This window comes from Streptomyces sp. ISL-96 (assembly GCF_018614035.1).
Taxonomy (GTDB): domain Bacteria; phylum Actinomycetota; class Actinomycetes; order Streptomycetales; family Streptomycetaceae; genus Streptomyces.
The window spans coordinates 84,996-101,413 of sequence record NZ_JAGGPA010000001.1 but is presented as its reverse complement, the minus strand read 5'-3'; the positions used below and the strand labels follow the sequence as shown (position 1 = coordinate 101,413).

General features: G+C 70.9%; 20 protein-coding genes. 18 read left to right on the top strand and 2 right to left on the bottom strand.

The features are described from left to right. Positions 1–20: 20 nt before the first annotated feature. A complete protein-coding gene (locus J7E96_RS00445; protein ID WP_215126210.1) occupies positions 21–1,628 on the bottom strand; it encodes an oxidoreductase in 1,608 nt (535 codons plus the stop codon). Positions 1,629–1,773: 145 nt separating this feature from the next. Here J7E96_RS00445 and hisD point away from each other — a divergent pair, with 145 nt between their 5' ends. Genes hisD through hisF form a run of 8 tightly spaced genes read left to right on the top strand, consistent with a single transcriptional unit; the run spans position 1,774 to position 7,511 of the window. After that, positions 1,774–3,096, top strand: coding sequence for a histidinol dehydrogenase (gene hisD / locus J7E96_RS00440; RefSeq protein ID WP_215126208.1), 1,323 nt, complete (start codon positions 1,774–1,776; stop codon positions 3,094–3,096). Next, positions 3,093–4,217: a histidinol-phosphate transaminase gene (locus J7E96_RS00435; RefSeq protein WP_215126206.1), complete on the top strand. Its 1,125-nt coding sequence runs from the start codon at positions 3,093–3,095 to the stop codon at positions 4,215–4,217. Before hisD ends, J7E96_RS00435 begins: the two co-directional genes overlap by 4 nt. Further along, positions 4,214–4,807, top strand: coding sequence for an imidazoleglycerol-phosphate dehydratase HisB (gene hisB / locus J7E96_RS00430; RefSeq protein WP_215126204.1), 594 nt, complete (start codon positions 4,214–4,216; stop codon positions 4,805–4,807). The genes J7E96_RS00435 and hisB overlap by 4 nt, the downstream gene beginning before the upstream one ends. Then, the gene (locus tag J7E96_RS00425) at positions 4,804–4,971 is read left to right on the top strand and encodes a hypothetical protein (RefSeq protein ID WP_214977422.1); all 168 of its coding nucleotides are present in this window, start codon (positions 4,804–4,806) and stop codon (positions 4,969–4,971) included. Before hisB ends, J7E96_RS00425 begins: the two co-directional genes overlap by 4 nt. Continuing rightward, positions 4,968–5,612: an imidazole glycerol phosphate synthase subunit HisH gene (gene hisH / locus J7E96_RS00420; RefSeq protein ID WP_374196624.1), complete on the top strand. Its 645-nt coding sequence runs from the start codon at positions 4,968–4,970 to the stop codon at positions 5,610–5,612. Before J7E96_RS00425 ends, hisH begins: the two co-directional genes overlap by 4 nt. Then, positions 5,612–6,340, top strand: coding sequence for a bifunctional 1-(5-phosphoribosyl)-5-((5-phosphoribosylamino)methylideneamino)imidazole-4-carboxamide isomerase/phosphoribosylanthranilate isomerase PriA (gene priA, locus J7E96_RS00415; RefSeq protein ID WP_215126203.1), 729 nt, complete (start codon positions 5,612–5,614; stop codon positions 6,338–6,340). Before hisH ends, priA begins: the two co-directional genes overlap by 1 nt. After that, positions 6,337–6,759: a RidA family protein gene (locus J7E96_RS00410; RefSeq protein WP_215126201.1), complete on the top strand. Its 423-nt coding sequence runs from the start codon at positions 6,337–6,339 to the stop codon at positions 6,757–6,759. The genes priA and J7E96_RS00410 overlap by 4 nt, the downstream gene beginning before the upstream one ends. Then, positions 6,756–7,511, top strand: coding sequence for an imidazole glycerol phosphate synthase subunit HisF (hisF, locus tag J7E96_RS00405; protein ID WP_215126199.1), 756 nt, complete (start codon positions 6,756–6,758; stop codon positions 7,509–7,511). Before J7E96_RS00410 ends, hisF begins: the two co-directional genes overlap by 4 nt. 128 nt (positions 7,512–7,639) lie before the next feature. On the opposite strand, the gene J7E96_RS00400 is transcribed toward hisF, so the two are convergent. Then, positions 7,640–8,278: a TIGR03085 family metal-binding protein gene (locus tag J7E96_RS00400; RefSeq protein WP_215126197.1), complete on the bottom strand. Its 639-nt coding sequence runs from the start codon at positions 8,276–8,278 to the stop codon at positions 7,640–7,642. Positions 8,279–8,382: 104 nt separating this feature from the next. On the opposite strand from J7E96_RS00400, the gene hisI reads away from it, so the two are divergent. The 10 genes from hisI (at position 8,383) to J7E96_RS00350 (ending at position 16,374) form a co-directional block, all read left to right on the top strand. Further along, positions 8,383–8,751, top strand: coding sequence for a phosphoribosyl-AMP cyclohydrolase (hisI, locus tag J7E96_RS00395; protein WP_215126195.1), 369 nt, complete (start codon positions 8,383–8,385; stop codon positions 8,749–8,751). 16 nt (positions 8,752–8,767) lie between these two features. Continuing rightward, positions 8,768–10,246 carry an anthranilate synthase component I gene (locus J7E96_RS00390; protein ID WP_215126193.1) on the top strand — a complete coding sequence of 493 codons (1,479 nt, stop codon included), beginning with the start codon at positions 8,768–8,770 and terminating at the stop codon, positions 10,244–10,246. 32 nt (positions 10,247–10,278) lie between these two features. Next, positions 10,279–10,941 carry a TIGR02234 family membrane protein gene (locus tag J7E96_RS00385; protein WP_308295788.1) on the top strand — a complete coding sequence of 221 codons (663 nt, stop codon included), beginning with the start codon at positions 10,279–10,281 and terminating at the stop codon, positions 10,939–10,941. A gap of 134 nt (positions 10,942–11,075) precedes the next feature. After that, complete coding sequence (locus J7E96_RS00380; protein WP_215126189.1) at positions 11,076–11,342, top strand: HGxxPAAW family protein; 267 nt, start codon at positions 11,076–11,078, stop codon at positions 11,340–11,342. A gap of 57 nt (positions 11,343–11,399) precedes the next feature. Further along, positions 11,400–11,906 (top strand): DUF2752 domain-containing protein, encoded by a 507-nt coding sequence (locus J7E96_RS00375; RefSeq protein WP_215126187.1) that lies wholly within the window; start codon positions 11,400–11,402, stop codon positions 11,904–11,906. A 115-nt stretch (positions 11,907–12,021) separates the two neighbouring features. Next, positions 12,022–12,831 (top strand): indole-3-glycerol phosphate synthase TrpC, encoded by an 810-nt coding sequence (trpC, locus tag J7E96_RS00370; RefSeq protein WP_215126185.1) that lies wholly within the window; start codon positions 12,022–12,024, stop codon positions 12,829–12,831. 11 nt (positions 12,832–12,842) lie between these two features. Beyond that, a complete protein-coding gene (gene trpM, locus J7E96_RS00365) occupies positions 12,843–13,064 on the top strand; it encodes a tryptophan biosynthesis modulator TrpM (RefSeq protein WP_215126183.1) in 222 nt (73 codons plus the stop codon). Between the two features lie 134 nt (positions 13,065–13,198). Continuing rightward, a complete protein-coding gene (gene trpB / locus J7E96_RS00360) occupies positions 13,199–14,497 on the top strand; it encodes a tryptophan synthase subunit beta (protein WP_215126181.1) in 1,299 nt (432 codons plus the stop codon). Then, positions 14,494–15,318, top strand: coding sequence for a tryptophan synthase subunit alpha (trpA, locus tag J7E96_RS00355; RefSeq protein WP_215126179.1), 825 nt, complete (start codon positions 14,494–14,496; stop codon positions 15,316–15,318). Before trpB ends, trpA begins: the two co-directional genes overlap by 4 nt. Before the next feature lie 111 nt (positions 15,319–15,429). Then, the gene (locus J7E96_RS00350; RefSeq protein WP_215126177.1) at positions 15,430–16,374 is read left to right on the top strand and encodes a thioredoxin domain-containing protein; all 945 of its coding nucleotides are present in this window, start codon (positions 15,430–15,432) and stop codon (positions 16,372–16,374) included. Positions 16,375–16,418: the final 44 nt, after the last annotated feature.

Sequence of the window (16,418 nt, the reverse complement as noted above, 5' to 3'; positions counted from 1 at the left end):
TCCCCGATCGAAAAAATCGCTCACCCCCGCCGCAGCAGCCGTGACGCGCCCGCCGCCACCGTCGTCGCCAGGATCCAGCCGAGCAGGATCAGGCCTGCCGCCGCCCACTGCCAGCCGCTGGTCAGCCGCCAGTGCCCGTCCTGCCCCAGGTTGATCACGGGCAGCAGCAGGTCGAGCGCGTACAGGGACGCGTTCCACTGCGGATGCTCCTCCGGTTTGATCGCGGGCGGATCGAGCTGCGCGAACGCCACCGCTCCCGCCGCCCACAGCACCGCCATCCACACCATTGCCCGGCCGGGCCGGTAGCCGTACGCCACGGTCCAGTCCTGAAGGAAGCCCCACAGTTTCCCGGCGAGCGGCAGCGTCTCGCGCCGTCTTCGCTGCTTGGCCAGGAGCACTTCGCGGGCGTCGGCGTCCTCCCCGCTGCTGCGCAGGACGGCCGCCAGCCGCTCGTACGGCTCAGGGTTGTACTCAGGTGTCGCCGCCGTCACCCACTCCAGCCGCCGCGAGAGCGGGAACAGCCCGCGCGGCACCAGGGACTCGTAGGTGAAGCCGCCCATGGTGAGGCCGCCGGGGTGCGGCCAGCTGTCCGCCTTGTCCACCAGATTGCCGACCTTCGCGCCGGACAGCACGACCTTCCCCTCCTCGGGCCGGTCGCAGAGAAACCGCAGCTCAGGCGTCTGTAGTCGGCGCATCGACAGCTCCTGCCCGAGCGACATGACGAACCGCGCGCCGTCAAGATCCACCGCGTCGCCGAACCGCCCGTCGTCGAGCCGCAGCCCGCCCTCGCACTCGAACCGCTGCACGCGCGTGCCGCGTACCGGCGTGTTCCCGATGCCGTACGGCGGAGTCGTCCCCGGCGCCGCGCCACGCGGCCCGATACCGGCCGGCGTCAGGTAGAGCGTGCGCTCCACGGTCAGCTGCGGTGCGTTGAGCGCGCGCCGCCCCTCCACCCCGTACGGCCGTCGCAGCCGGCTGCCGCGCAGGCTCAGCGACACGCCGACCTTCGCGCCGCGCAGGCTGAACTCGCCGTGCGACTCGATCATCTCGGCCTGGAGGTCCTGGGCGACGGACAGACCGTCGGCCGCGATCGAGCGGCCCCTTCGGTCCTGGTGTACGACGATCTGGTTGATCAGCAGATCAGTGCCGATCTGGGCGTCGGTGAGCCGGATGCCACCGGGGACGTGGCAGCGCGGCAGATGCAGGTCGCCCTCGGTGTGCAGCCGGGCCGCCTCCAGACGCGGGATGGCGCAGCCCACCATGCGCAGCGTGGTGAAGTGGCACTCGGGCAGCAGCACCTCCTTCTCGAAGCGGCAGCTGTTCATCTCGACGTACGGCTCGACGCGGCCGCCCGCCAGTTTGAGCGTGCCGGTGATCTGTACGCCGCTGAGCTTGAGCGCGGCGACCCGCCCGGGCAGCGCCGTCGGCCCACTGAGCAGCAGCAGCGCGACCACGCGCGCGCGGACGCTGCGTTCCGGGGGCCAGGGCCGGGTGGACAGCGGATCGTCCAGGACGGGATTGCGGGTGCGAAGGTCATACGTACTGCCGTTGCGGAACGCCTGCCACATGCCGAGTTCCGAGGCACTGAGCCAGTCGGGCGCTTCGACGTCTTGCTGCGGCTCGGTCAAGGCCGCCCCTTTCGCCGATTCGTACAGCCGTTCTTCCCTCTGAGTGACGGGCTGAACGCTAGTGGTCATGAATGACTTGTGGGGCGCGTATCAGCCACTGATACAGAGGCTCGGCCGCCGGATGGGGTCTGAGAGAATTGGCAGCGTGATTTCTCGAATCGATCTGCGCGGTGACGCCCTCCCCGAGGGCGCCGACCTGCGCGACCTGCTGCCCCGTGCCGACTTCGACGTACAGGCCGCCCTCGAAAAGGTGCGACCCATCTGCGAGGACGTGCACCATCGGGGCACGGCGGCGCTGATCGAGTACGCCGAGAAATTCGACGGCGTGAAGCTGGAGCGCGTACGCGTGCCCGCCGAAGCGCTGAGCAGCGCCCTGGAACAGCTCGACCCCAAGGTCAGGGCCGCACTGGAGGAGTCGATCCGGCGCGCCCGGATCGTTCACCGCGAGCAGCGCCGCAGCGAGCACACCACCCAGGTCGTGCCCGGCGGCACGGTCACCGAGCGGTGGGTGCCGGTCGGACGGGTGGGCCTGTACGCGCCCGGCGGCCGGTCCGTCTACCCCTCGTCCGTGATCATGAACGTGGTTCCGGCGCAGGAGGCCGGCGTCGAGTCGATCGCGCTCGCGTCCCCCGCGCAGAAGGAGTTCGGCGGCCTGCCGCACCCCACCATCCTGGCGGCCTGCGCGTTGCTCGGAATCGACGAGGTGTACGCCGCGGGCGGCGCCACGGCCGTTGCGATGTTCGCGTACGGGACTGATGAGTGCGCGCCCGTGAACATGGTCACCGGGCCCGGGAACATCTGGGTCGCCGCCGCCAAGCGCTACTTCACCGGCCTCATCGGCATCGACACCGAGGCCGGACCGACCGAGATCGCGGTCCTCGCCGACGAGACGGCCGACCCGGCGCACGTCGCCGCCGACCTGATCAGCCAGGCCGAGCACGACCCGCTGGCTGCCGCCGTCCTCGTGACGGACTCCGAGGAGCTCGCCGACGCGGTCGAGAAGGAACTAGGCCCGCAGGTCGCGGCCACCAAGCACAGCGACGACCGGATCATTCCGGCGCTCGGCGGCAAGCAGTCGTCGATCGTCCTCGTCGACTCCATGGAGGAAGGCCTCAAGGTCGTCGACGCGTACGGCGCCGAGCACCTGGAGATCCAGACCGCCGACGCCGCCGCGCTCGCCCGGCGCGTACGCAACGCAGGCGCGATCTTCGTCGGCCCGTGGGCGCCCGTCTCGCTCGGCGACTACTGCGCCGGCTCCAACCACGTCCTGCCGACCGGCGGCTGCGCCTGCCACTCGTCGGGCCTGTCGGTCCAGTCGTTCCTGCGCGGCATCCACATCGTGGACTACACGCGGGACGCGCTCGCCGAGGTCACGCACCACGTGGTGACGCTGGCGGAGGCGGAGGACCTGCCGGCGCACGGAGCCGCCCTGAAGGCGCGCTTCGGATGGAAGGTGCCGACGCAATGACGAGAAGCACCCGGATTGACGATCTCCCCATCCGCGACGAGCTGCGGGGCAAGTCCCCGTACGGCGCGCCGCAGCTGGACGTGCCCGTACGGCTCAACACCAACGAGAACCCGTACCCGCTCCCCGAGGCGCTCGTCGAGCGCATCGCCGAGCGCGTGCGCGACGCGGCCCGCGAGCTCAACCGCTACCCCGACCGGGACGCGGTCGAACTCCGCACCGAGCTGGCCCGCTACCTCACCCGCACCGCCGGGCACGAGGTCGCCATGGCCAACGTCTGGGCGGCCAACGGCTCCAACGAGGTCATCCAGCAGCTGCTCCAGACCTTCGGCGGCCCCGGGCGTACCGCGATCGGCTTCGAGCCGTCGTACTCGATGCACGGTCTCATCTCGCGCGGCACCGGCACCGGCTGGATCTCCGGACCGCGCAACGACGACTTCACCATCGACATCCCGGCGGCCGAGAAGGCCATCGCCGAGAACCAGCCCGACGTCGTCTTCATCACCTCGCCCAACAACCCCACCGGCACCGCGGTCTCGGCCGACACCGTCCTCGCCCTCTACGCGGCCGCCCAGGCGGCCAAACCGTCCCTGGTGGTCGTCGACGAGGCGTACGGCGAATTCAGCCACCACCCGTCCCTGCTGCCGCTGATCGAGGGCCGGCCGAACATGGTGCTCTCCCGCACCATGTCGAAGGCCTTCGGCGCGGCCGGCCTGCGCCTGGGGTACCTCGCCGCCGACCCCGCCGTGGTCGACGCCGTACAGCTGGTGCGCCTGCCGTACCACCTGTCGTCCGTCACGCAGGCCACCGCGCTCGCCGCGCTGGAGCACACCGATACGCTGCTGGGGTACGTCGAGCAGCTCAAGGCCGAGCGGGACCGCCTGGTCACCGAGCTGCGCGCCATCGGATACGAGGTCACGGACTCGGACGCGAACTTCGTCCAGTTCGGCCGGTTCGACGGCGCGGCAGGCTCCCACCAGGCGTGGCAGCGGATCCTCGACCAGGGCGTCCTGGTCCGTGACAACGGCGTACCGGGCTGGCTGCGGGTCACCGCCGGCACCCCCGAAGAGAACGACGCGTTCCTCGATGCGGTACGCGAACTCAAGAAGGAGCAGAGCTCATGAGCCGCACAGGGCGAGTCGAGCGCACCACCAAGGAGACGTCCGTCCTCGTCGAGATCAACCTCGACGGCACCGGCAAGGTCGATGTGTCGACAGGCGTCGGCTTCTACGACCACATGCTCGACCAGCTCGGCCGCCACGGCCTCTTCGACCTCACCGTGAAGACCGACGGCGACCTGCACATCGACTCGCACCACACGATCGAGGACACCGCCCTCGCGCTCGGCGCCGCGTTCAAGCAGGCGCTCGGCGACAAGGTCGGCATCTACCGCTTCGGCAACTGCACGGTGCCGCTGGACGAATCGCTCGCCCAGGTCACCGTGGACCTCTCCGGCCGCCCGTACCTCGTACACACGGAGCCGGAGAAGATGGCGCCGATGATCGGCGAGTACGACACGACGATGACCCGGCACATCCTGGAGTCCTTCGTCGCGCAGGCCCAGATCGCCCTGCACGTGCACGTGCCGTACGGGCGCAACGCGCACCACATCGTGGAATGCCAGTTCAAGGCCCTGGCCAGGGCCCTGCGGTACGCGTCGGAGCACGACCCGCGCGCCGCCGGCATCCTCCCCTCGACCAAGGGCGCACTGTGACAGGCCTCTCGACGATCCTGATCGTCGTCGGGCTGTTCCTCCTCGGCGGCGTGTATTCCTTCTGGAAGCAGGAGCTGCCCAAGGGGGTCATCGTGCTGCTCGGTATCGGCGCCGTGATGTGTCTGGTCGCCGGTGTCATGCGAATCCAAGGAATCTGGGCATGAGCGACGTAAGCAAGAAAGTCGTCGTCTTCGACTACGGCTTCGGCAACGTCCGTTCCGCCGAGCGGGCACTGGCCCACGTCGGCGCGGACGTCGAGATCACCCGCGACTTCGACAAGGCCATGAACGCCGACGGGCTCCTCGTCCCCGGCGTCGGTGCCTTCTCCGCGTGCATGAAGGGGCTGCGCGAGGCGCGCGGCGACTGGATCGTCGGCCGAAGGCTGGCCGGCGGCCGCCCGGTCATGGGCATCTGCGTGGGCATGCAGATCCTCTTCGAGCGCGGCATCGAGCACGGTGTGGAGACCGAGGGCCTCGACGAGTGGCCCGGCACGGTGGGCCCGCTCCAGGCACCGATCGTTCCCCACATGGGCTGGAACACGGTTGACGCGCCCGAGGACAGCGAGCTGTTCGCCGGTCTCGACGCCGACGCGCGCTACTACTTCGTGCACTCGTACGCCGTGCACGACTGGAGCCTGGAAGTCACCAACGCCAAGATCCGCGCGCCCAAGGTCTCTTGGACCACGCACGGCGAGCCCTTCGTGGCGGCCGTCGAGAACGGCGCGCTGTGGGCGACCCAGTTCCACCCCGAGAAGTCCGGCGACGCCGGCGCCCAGCTGCTGACCAACTGGATCGGAACCCTCTGATGTCCCAGAAGCTCGAACTGCTCCCCGCCGTAGATGTCCGAGACGGTCAGGCCGTGCGCCTCGTCCATGGCGAGTCCGGCTCGGAGACGTCGTACGGCGATCCGCTCCAGGCCGCTCTCGCCTGGCAGCAGGCGGGCGCCGAGTGGCTGCACCTCGTGGACCTCGACGCGGCTTTCGGCACCGGTGACAACCGGGCGCAGATCGCCGAGGTCGCCCGCTCCATGGACATCAAGGTCGAGCTGTCCGGCGGCATCCGCGACGACGCCTCGCTCGCCGCGGCGCTCGCCACCGGCTGCAAGCGCGTCAACCTCGGTACGGCCGCGCTGGAGACCCCGGAGTGGGTCGCCAAGGTCATCGCGGAGTACGGCGACAAGATCGCGGTCGGCCTGGACGTACGCGGTACGACCCTGCGCGGCCGCGGCTGGACGCGCGACGGCGGCGACCTCTACGAGACGCTGGCGCGCCTGGACTCCGAGGGCTGCGCGCGGTACGTCGTCACCGACATCGCCAAGGACGGCACGCTCCAGGGCCCGAACCTGGAGCTGCTGCGCAATGTCTGCGCCGCCACCGACAAGCCGGTCGTAGCCTCCGGCGGCGTCTCCTCCCTCGACGACCTGCGGGCGATCGCCGCGCTGGTCCCCGAGGGCGTCGAGGGTGCGATCGTGGGCAAGGCGCTGTACGCGAAGGCGTTCACGCTGGAAGAGGCGCTGGCGGCGGTGTCCGCATGACGGTTTCCTCCACCGGTTCCGTACGCAAGGTCACGACCGGCGCCCCGTGGGAAGAGCAGTTCGGCTACTCCCGCGCGGTGGAACTGCCGAACGGCCTGGTCCTGGTATCCGGCTGTACGTCGGTCGTGGACGGCGTCATCGACGCCGGTACGCCGTACGAGCAGACCGTCAACGCCTTCGGTGTCGCCTTCGGCGCGCTGGAGCAGCTGGGCCTGGGCCGTGAGGACGTGGTCCGCACCCGCATGTACGTCACGCACGCCCGGGACGTCGACGACGTCGGCCGCGCCCACAAGGAACTGTTCGACGACGTCCGCCCGGCGGCATCGATGATCATCGTCTCGGGCTTCGTCGACCCGAGCCTGGTGGTCGAGATCGAGATCGAGGCCTACCGAGGAGACCGAGGAGGTCAGGAGTCATGACCCTCGCGGTCCGAGTAATCCCCTGCCTGGATGTCGACAACGGCAGGGTCGTCAAGGGCGTCAACTTCCAGAACCTGCGCGACGCGGGTGACCCCGTCGAGATGGCCAAGCTGTACGACGCGGAGGGCGCGGACGAGCTGACGTTCCTCGACATCACCGCCTCGTCCGGCAACCGGGAGACGACGTACGACGTGGTGCGGCGCACCGCCGAGCAGGTCTTCATCCCGCTGACGGTCGGCGGCGGCGTACGCACCACAGAGGACGTCGACAAGCTGCTGCGCGCCGGCGCGGACAAGGTCGGCGTGAACACCGCGGCCATCGCCCGGCCCGGCCTGATCCGCGAGATCGCGGAGCGCTTCGGGCGGCAGGTGCTGGTGTTGTCGGTCGACGCGCGGCGTACGGCGTCGGGGTCCTTCGAGGTCACGACGCACGGCGGCCGCAAGTCCGCCGGCATCGACGCGGTCGAGTGGGCGCACCGGGCGGCGGAGCTGGGCGCGGGCGAGATCCTGCTCAACTCGATGGACGCGGACGGCACGAAGGACGGCTACGACACGGAGATGATCGCGGCGGTACGCAAGCACGTGACGGTCCCTGTCATCGCATCCGGCGGCGCGGGCAAGCTGGCCCACTTCCCGCCGGCGATCGCGGCGGGCGCGGACGCGGTGCTGGCGGCGTCGGTGTTCCACTTCGGCGACCTGCGAATCTCCCAGGTCAAGGACACGCTGCGGGAAGCCGGTCACCCGGTGCGGTAGGGCTGCGGTGCCTGCCCCGGAGGGGCTGGAAAATCCAGCCCCTCCGGCGTTTGAGGAGCGGGGTCTGGGGCGGAGCCCCAGTTCGGGAAGGGGCGGGTAGGGGACAAGCCCCGCGCAGCGGCGGCGCGCTACAGCGCGATGCCCAGCTTCGCCTCGCGCAGGCGGGCGATCGCCTCCTTGTCGCCGTCGAGTTCCACCCGCGCCGCGTCCTGGCGGCCGAAGGCGAACAGGACCAGTTCGCCCGGCTCGCCCGTGACCGTCACCACCGGTGTCCCGCGATGCGCCACCGCCGTCTGCCCGTCCGGGCGTCGCAGCACCACACCCACCGGTGCCTTGCGGCCCAGGACCCGGGCCGCCTTCTCCAGGCGTGACCACAGGGCGTTCGCGAAGACCGCGTCCAGTTCGCGCGGTGTCCAGTCGGGCTGGGCGCGCCGGACGTCCTCGGCGTGGACGTAGAACTCGACGGTGTTGGCCGCCTCGTCGAGCTGCTTCAGGGCGTACGGGGACATCCGGGGCGGACCCGTACGGATGAGCTGGATCAGTTCCTCGTACGGCTTGGCGGCGAACTCCGCCTGCACCCGCTCCAGCCGGCTCTTCAGCGCCGCCAGCACTATCCCGCCGGCCGCGTCCGCGCGGCGCTCGCGCACCACCACATGGGCGGCGAGTTCACGGGTGTTCCAGCTGTCGCACAGCGTCGGGGCATCGGGTCCGGCCGCCTCCAGCAGGTCGGCGAGGAGCAGGCGTTCGCGCTTGGCATGGGTCGACATGACGGTCAGCGTACGACCGTAACTCCGCCAGGGCCACGGCGCCGCGCGTCCAATGACCGGACGGCGACAGTCGGCCGCCCCATGGGCGCGGCACAATGGCGGACATGACCAGTACGCCCCCTCCCAGCAGCCTCGACCCCGCCATCGCCGCCCGCCTCAGGCGCAGCGCCGACGGCCTGGTCCCCGCCATCGCCCAGCAGTACGACACTGGCGAGGTGCTCATGCTCGGCTGGATGGACGACGAGGCGCTGCACCGGACCCTCACCACGGGGCGCTGCACGTACTGGTCGCGCAGCCGCCAGGAGTACTGGGTCAAGGGCGACACCTCCGGCCACTTCCAGCACGTCAAGTCCGTCGCCCTGGACTGCGACGCCGATACCGTGCTGGTTCAGGTCGACCAGGTCGGCGCCGCCTGCCACACCGGCGACCGCACCTGCTTCGACTCCGACGTCCTCCTCCCGCTCGCGAAGTGAAGTAAGGCGCCGAATCATGGACATCGAGACCTTTCGCAAGCTGGCCGTCGACCGGCGGGTCGTCCCCGTCAGCCGCCGGCTGCTCGCCGACGGCGACACCCCCGTGGGCCTCTACCGCAAGCTCGCCGCCGAGCGCCCCGGCACCTTCCTCCTGGAGTCCGCCGAGAACGGCCGCTCCTGGTCCCGGTACTCCTTCGTCGGCGTACGCAGCGCCGCGACCCTCACCGTCCGCGACGGCCAGGCGCACTGGCTCGGTACGCCGCCCGTCGGCGTACCGGTGGACGGCGATCCGCTCGACGCGCTGCGCGCCACCATCGACGCCCTGCACACCCCGCGTGACCTCGCGGGCAACCTGCCGCCGTTCACCGGCGGCATGGTCGGCTACCTCGGGTACGACGTCGTACGCCGCCTGGAGAAGATCGGCGAGCACGGGCGCGACGACCTCAAACTCCCCGAGCTGACCATGCTGCTCACCTCGGACCTCGCCGTACTCGACCACTGGGACGGCTCGGTCCTGCTGATCGCCAACGCGATCAACCACAACGACCTCGACACCGGTGTCGACGAGGCGTACGCGGATGCCGTGGCGCGGCTCGACGCCATGGAGGCCGACCTCAGCCGGGCCGTGCCGACCGCGCCCGCCGCCCTGCCCCCGTCCGAGCTTCCGCCGTACACCGCGCTGTGGGGCGGCGAGGCCTACCAGGCCGCCGTCGACGACATCAAGGAGCGCATCCGGGCGGGGGAGGCCTTCCAGGTCGTACCGTCCCAGCGCTTCGAGACGCCGTGCACGGCGAGCGCGCTGGACGTCTACCGGGTGCTGCGGGCCACGAATCCCTCGCCGTACATGTACCTCTTCCGCTTCGACGGCTTCGATGTCGTCGGGTCGAGCCCGGAGGCGCTGGTCAAGGTCGAGGACGGGCGCGCCATGGTGCATCCGATCGCCGGCACCCGGCATCGCGGCGCCACGCCGCAGGAGGACCAGGGGCTCGCCGACGAACTGCTCGCCGACCCCAAGGAGCGCGCCGAGCACCTGATGCTCGTCGACCTCGGCCGCAACGACCTGGGCCGGGTCTGTGAGCCGGGCAGCGTCGAGGTCGTCGACTTCATGTCCGTCGAGCGGTACTCGCACGTCATGCACATCGTGTCGACCGTGACCGGGCGGGTCGCGAAGGGCCGCAGCGCCTTCGACGTACTGACCGCCTGCTTCCCGGCGGGCACCCTGTCCGGAGCGCCCAAGCCGCGTGCCATGCAGATCATCGAGGAGCTGGAGCCGTCGCGGCGCGGACTGTACGGCGGCTGCGTCGGCTACCTCGACTTCGCCGGCGACTCCGACACCGCCATCGCCATCCGCACCGCCCTGCTCCGCGACGGCACGGCATACGTACAGGCGGGAGCCGGTGTGGTGGCCGACTCCGACCCCGTCGCCGAGGACACCGAGTGCCGCAACAAGGCGGCCGCGGTGCTGCGCGCGGTGCACACGGCGAACCGCCTCTGATCGCGATCGGGACGTAAGGGATAGTGGGGTGCGTGAGTGCCGCAAACCCCGTACCCCTTCCGCTTCCGCTTCCGCGAAGCGAGACACCGGTCGCGGCGGCCGTCTCCACCGGCCGCCGCAGTCTCGCCGCCGCGCTGCTGCTAGGCGCCCTCGGCGCCGCCGTCGTGCTCCTCGCCTCGGGCCGGACCTGGGCCGAGGGCGCGGCCGTGGTCCCGGGCGGCACGCTGCCGCTGGAGGCCGAGGGCCAGGACGTCACCGGCGCCCCGGCGGCGCTGGCCATCGTCGGTCTCGCCGCGCTCGTCGCCGTCTTCGCCGTCCGCAGGGCGGGCCGGCTGCTGGTCGCCGGGCTGCTCGCGCTGAGCGGCGCGGGCGCCGCCGTCACCGCGCTCCTCGGCGCCTCCGGCAACGCGGCCCTCGACGAGAAGGCCGCGCAGACGACCGGCGACGCCGCTGCGACGGCCGTCTCACTGACGCACACCGCCTGGCCGTACGTGACCGCGGCCGGCGGACTGCTGATCCTGGTCGCGGGACTGCTGGCGCTGTGGTGCGGCGGGAAGTGGCCCGCGATGTCGGGCCGTTACGAGCGCGACGGCAGCCCACGGGCCCGCAAGGCGCCCGCCGCCCCGGACCCCGACCGGCCCGAGGACCTCTGGAAGGCCCTGGACCGCGGCGAGGACCCGACGCGCGACGCATGACCCCCGAGATCACGTCGCCGGTCCCGTGCGGGACAATGAGTGGCGAGCGACGAGTGCCGAGCGTACGGCTCACGGACTCACCGCCGCACCGACTCACCACCTCAATACAGAGCAACAGCAACGAGGAGCAACTCATGGCGGGCACTAGCCACGGACACACCCCGGCCGCCTGGACCGGTGTCACCATCTCCTTCATCGGTTTCTGCATTTCGGGCGCCTTCATGGTGCTGGCCAACCCGCTCGGCTTCTGGGCCGGAGTCGTCGTGATACTGCTCGGTGGTGTCGTCGGAATGGCTATGAAGGCCGCGGGCCTCGGCATGCCGAAGGAGTCCGAGGAGATGGTGCGGGCCCGTAACGAGGCCGGTCGGGCGCAGAGCGGCAGCCAGATCCAGACCCACTGACGACCACCGACGGTCCTCTGACGCGAGGCGCAGCCCCCGGGGGCTGCGCCTTTCCTCATGAGCGGGGACAATCGGCGGGTGGATACCGTGCCTTCGCCCGACCCGGCCCCTTCGCCGCCGCCCTCACCAGCCCCCGTGCCACCAGCCCCCGTGCCACCCGCTCCGGTGTCCCTCGCCCGGCGGCTCGCCGCGCCGGCCGCCACGCTGGCGGGTGTCCTCGCGGCTTTCGCGTACGTCGGCACCGTCGACCCCAATGAGCCGGGCCACTACCCCGTCTGCCCGCTCCTCCAGCTCACCGGGATCTACTGCCCCGGCTGCGGCGGGCTGCGCAGCGCGCACGCCGTCGTGACCGGCGATCTCGCCGGTGCGTTCGGCGCCAACGCCATGGCCGTCGTCGGGTACGGGGTCTTCGCCGTGCTGTGGACCGTCTGGGTGATACGCGCCGGCCGCGGAATCCCGATGCGGATCACCCTCAAGCCCGTCCACTGGTGGAGCATCGGCGCCGTGGCGGCGGTCTTCAGCGTCGTCCGGAACCTTCCGTTCGGCTCCGCGCTCGCGCCGTGAAGTCCCAGGTAGTGGGACTGATCGCTACTCGATGCGAGACCTGAGGCCTCCTGCGGATAGCATTGGTATGGCTGATCCTGGTCCACCATCACCCTCCCGGAAGGGGGCCGCTCGCGTGAGTGTGCTCGACGAGATCATCGAAGGCGTGCTCGCCGACCTTGCGGAGCGGCAGGCAGGCGTAAGTCTCGACGAGCTCAAGGACCGCGCGGCCAAGGCCTCCCCGGCCAAGGACGGAGTGGCGGCACTGCGCGGCGACGGCGTCAAGGTCGTCTGCGAAGTCAAGCGCTCCAGTCCCTCCAAGGGCGCTCTCGCGGCGATCGCCGACCCCGCCGGGCTCGCCGCCGACTACGAAGCGGGCGGCGCGGCCGTCATCTCCGTACTGACCGAACAGCGGCGCTTCGGCGGGTCCCTGGCCGACCTTGAGGCCGTACGCGCCAGAGTCGACATCCCGGTGCTGCGCAAGGACTTCATCGTCACGGCCTACCAGCTGTGGGAGGCGCGTGCGTACGGCGCCGACCTGGCGCTGCTGATCGTGGCCGCCCTGGAGCAGGAAGCCCTCGTCTCCCTCATCGAGCGGGCCGAGTCCATCGGACTCACGCCCCTGGTCGAGGCGCACGACGAGGAAGAGGTCGAGCGCGCGGTCGAGGCCGGCGCGAAGATCATCGGCATCAACGCGCGCAACCTCAAGACGCTCAAGGTCGACCGCGGCACGTTCGAGCGGGTCGCCCCCGAGGTCCCCGCGGGCATCGTCACGGTCGCCGAGTCCGGCGTCCGCGGCCCGCACGACCTCATCGCGTACGCCAACGCGGGCGCCGACGCGGTGCTCGTCGGCGAGTCGCTGGTCACCGGCCGCGACCCGAAGGGCGCCGTCGCCGACCTGGTCGCCGCGGGCGCCCACCCGGCCCTGCGCCACGGCCGGAGCTGACACCGACTCCCATGACCACCACCGTCCGCAGCACCGTCGCACTCACCCGGCAGGGCCCGCTCGCCGGGGTGCCGACGCGCGACCCGCACGCGCCGCTGGCGCGCGGGTGCCGTCCGCGCGGGTGCCGGGCTCCGGCGCGGCGGGTGCGGGGACGCCGGGTGCGGTACCACATCGGTTCCGAGCCGGGCCAGATCAACGGCATGCGATGGCGCCGCGCCGAAGGCGCGCTGTAGCGATCCGCGAACCGTCACACCCGTACGCCCGAATGCTCTGAGGCGTACCGGGGCGGACTCGCGCGCGGCGCATACGGTCAAGTCCACCCGTTGATCTTTCATGGGGCGCGAGCCCCTTCTGAGGAGTACGTCGGATGTCTTCTGACTTCTTCATTCCGGACCCCGAGGGTCAAATCCCCAGCACCGATGGCTACTTCGGCGCGTACGGCGGCAAGTTCATCCCCGAGGCGCTCGTCGCCGCGGTCGACGAAGTCGCCGTCGAGTACGACAAGGCCAAGTCCGACCCGGCCTTCGCGGCCGAGCTGAACGAGCTGATGGTCAACTACACGGGCCGGCCCAGCTCGCTCACCGAAGTGCCGAGGTTCGCCGAACACGCGGGCGGCGCGCGGATCTTCCTCAAGCGCGAAGACCTCAACCACACCGGCTCGCACAAGATCAACAACGTGCTGGGCCAGGCGCTGCTCACCAAGCGCATGGGCAAGACGCGCGTGATCGCGGAGACCGGCGCCGGCCAGCACGGCGTCGCCACCGCCACCGCCTGCGCCCTCTTCGGCCTCGAATGCACCATCTACATGGGCGAGATCGACACCCAGCGCCAGGCGCTCAACGTCGCCCGGATGCGGATGCTCGGCGCCGAGGTCGTCGCGGTGAAGTCCGGCAGCCGGACCCTGAAGGACGCCATCAACGAGGCGTTCCGCGACTGGGTCGCCAATGTCGACCGTACGCACTACCTCTTCGGCACGGTCGCCGGACCGCACCCCTTCCCCGCCATGGTCCGCGACTTCCACCGCGTCATCGGCGTCGAGGCGCGCCGCCAGATCCTGGAGCGCGCGGGGCGGCTGCCGGACGCGGCCGTCGCGTGTGTCGGTGGCGGTTCGAACGCCATCGGTCTCTTCCACGCCTTCATCCCGGACGCGGACGTGCGCCTGGTCGGCTGCGAGCCCGCCGGGCACGGCATCCACACCGGCGAGCACGCGGCCACCCTGTCCGCGGGCGAGCCCGGCATCCTGCACGGTTCGCGGTCGTACGTCCTCCAGGACGAGGAGGGCCAGATCACCGAGCCCTACTCGATCTCGGCGGGCCTCGACTACCCCGGCATCGGCCCGGAGCACGCGTACCTCAAGGACAGCGGGCGCGGCGAGTACCGGGCCGTGACGGACGACGCGGCGATGCAGTCGCTGCTGCTCCTGTCCCGCACCGAGGGCATCATCCCGGCCATCGAGAGCGCGCACGCGCTCGCGGGCGCGCTGGAGCTCGGCAAGGAGCTCGGCAAGGACGGGCTGATCCTGGTCAACCTGTCCGGGCGCGGCGACAAGGACATGGACACGGCCGCCCGCTACTTCGGCCTGTACGACACCGGAGCCGACGCCACGGTCGAGGCCGACGCCTCCGCCGTCAACGGCGCCGCCGAGATCCAGAGGGACACCAAGTGAGCGGGAACATTCAGCTGCTGACCGACACCCTGGCGCGCGCCAAGTCCGAGGACCGGGCGGCTCTCATCGCCTACCTCCCGGCCGGATTCCCGACCGTCGACGGCGGCATCGACGCGGTCAAGGCGGTCATCGCGGGCGGCGCGGACGTCGTCGAGGTCGGGCTGCCGCACAGCGACCCGGTGCTCGACGGCCCGGTCATCCAGACCGCCGACGACATCGCGCTGCGCGGTGGCGTCAAGATCGCCGACGTGATGCGGACGGTCCGGGAAGCGCACGAGGCGACCGGGGCCCCGGTGCTCGTCATGACGTACTGGAATCCGATCGACCGGTACGGCGTCGAGCGCTTCACGGCGGAGCTGGCCGAAGCCGGTGGCGCGGGCTGCATCCTGCCCGACCTGCCGGTGCAGGAGTCCGCGCTGTGGCGCGAGCACGCGGAGAAGCAGGGCCTGGCCACGGTCTTCGTCGTCGCGCCGAGCAGCAAGGACGAGCGGCTCGCGACGATCACCGCGGCCGGGTCCGGGTTCGTCTACGCGGCCTCGCTGATGGGCGTGACCGGTACGCGGGAGTCGGTGGGCGCGCAGGCGCAGGACCTGGTGCGGCGGACGCGGGCGACGACGGAGCTTCCGGTGTGCGTCGGGCTCGGGGTCTCCAACGCCGTACAGGCCAAGGAGGTCGCCGCCTTCGCGGACGGTGTGATCGTCGGCTCGGCCTTCGTGCAGCGGCTGCTGGACGCGCCGGATGCTGAGGCGGGTCTTGCCGCCGTACGGGCGCTGGCCGGGGAGCTGGCTGAAGGCGTCCGCAGGGGCGGCACGAACGGCTGACACGAACAACGGGCACGAACACCTGACACGGACAACTGAGTGGTGTAACCCGTACGGGTGGACCTGGACCGGGGAGGCACGCTGGTGCCTCCCCGGTTCGTTGCTGCGGATGTGAGCGACAAGAACCGTGACGGAAAACGAACCGCCCGCGAGCGCCTCATCGAGGAGCGCGAGGCGCAGAAGGCGCGTGACAAGCGCAGGCGGACACTGATCGTGGCCGCCGCCGTGGTCGGCGTCCTGGGCCTGGCCGCCGTGGCGGGCATCCTCGCCGCGAACATGGGCTCGGACGGGGACGGCGACGACAGCGCGAATGCTGTGGTGACGCCCAAGGGCACGGACCCCAAGGGCGATCCGATGATCCCGGTGGGGGCGAAGGACGCACCGTCGACCCTCACGGTGTGGGAGGACTTCCGCTGCCCGGCCTGCGCCCAGTTCGAGAACGCCTTCCGGGAAACGATCCATGAGTTGGAGCGGGCGGGCCAGATCAAGATCGAGTACCACCTGGCCACGCTCATTGACGGGAACATGGGCGGCTCCGGCTCGCTGAAGTCGGCGAATGCTGCGGCGTGCGCGCAGGACGTGGGCAAGTTCGTGCCGTACCACGACGTGCTGTACCAGAACCAGCCGCCCGAGACCGACGACGCCTTCAGCAAGGACAGCCGGCTGATCGAGCTGGCTAACAAGGTCGACGGGCTCGTCACCGACACGTTCAAGCAGTGTGTGGCCGACGGGACGCACAACGGGTGGGTGCGGAAGTCGAATGAGGCGTTCCAGAAGGGCAACTTCCAGGGGACGCCGACCGTGCAGCTCAACGGGGAGTCCATCTTCCCGAAGAAGGGCGACGAGCAGATCTCGCCGGACAACCTGAAGAAGTGGGTCGCCGAGGCGAACAAGGGCAAGAAGGCGGGAACGGCGACCGCCACGCCGCCGGCGTCCCCGTCCCCGGCGTCCCCGGCATCCCCGGCGCCCGCCCCTCCGGCTTCGTCCGCGCCCCGGGCTTCAGTGCCTCCGGCTGCTTCTCAGCCTCAGGCGTCCGTGCCCCCGCTCACGCCGTAGGCGCTGGGCGTGCGGTGTGGGACCGCTCGTTATCCAGACGTTGC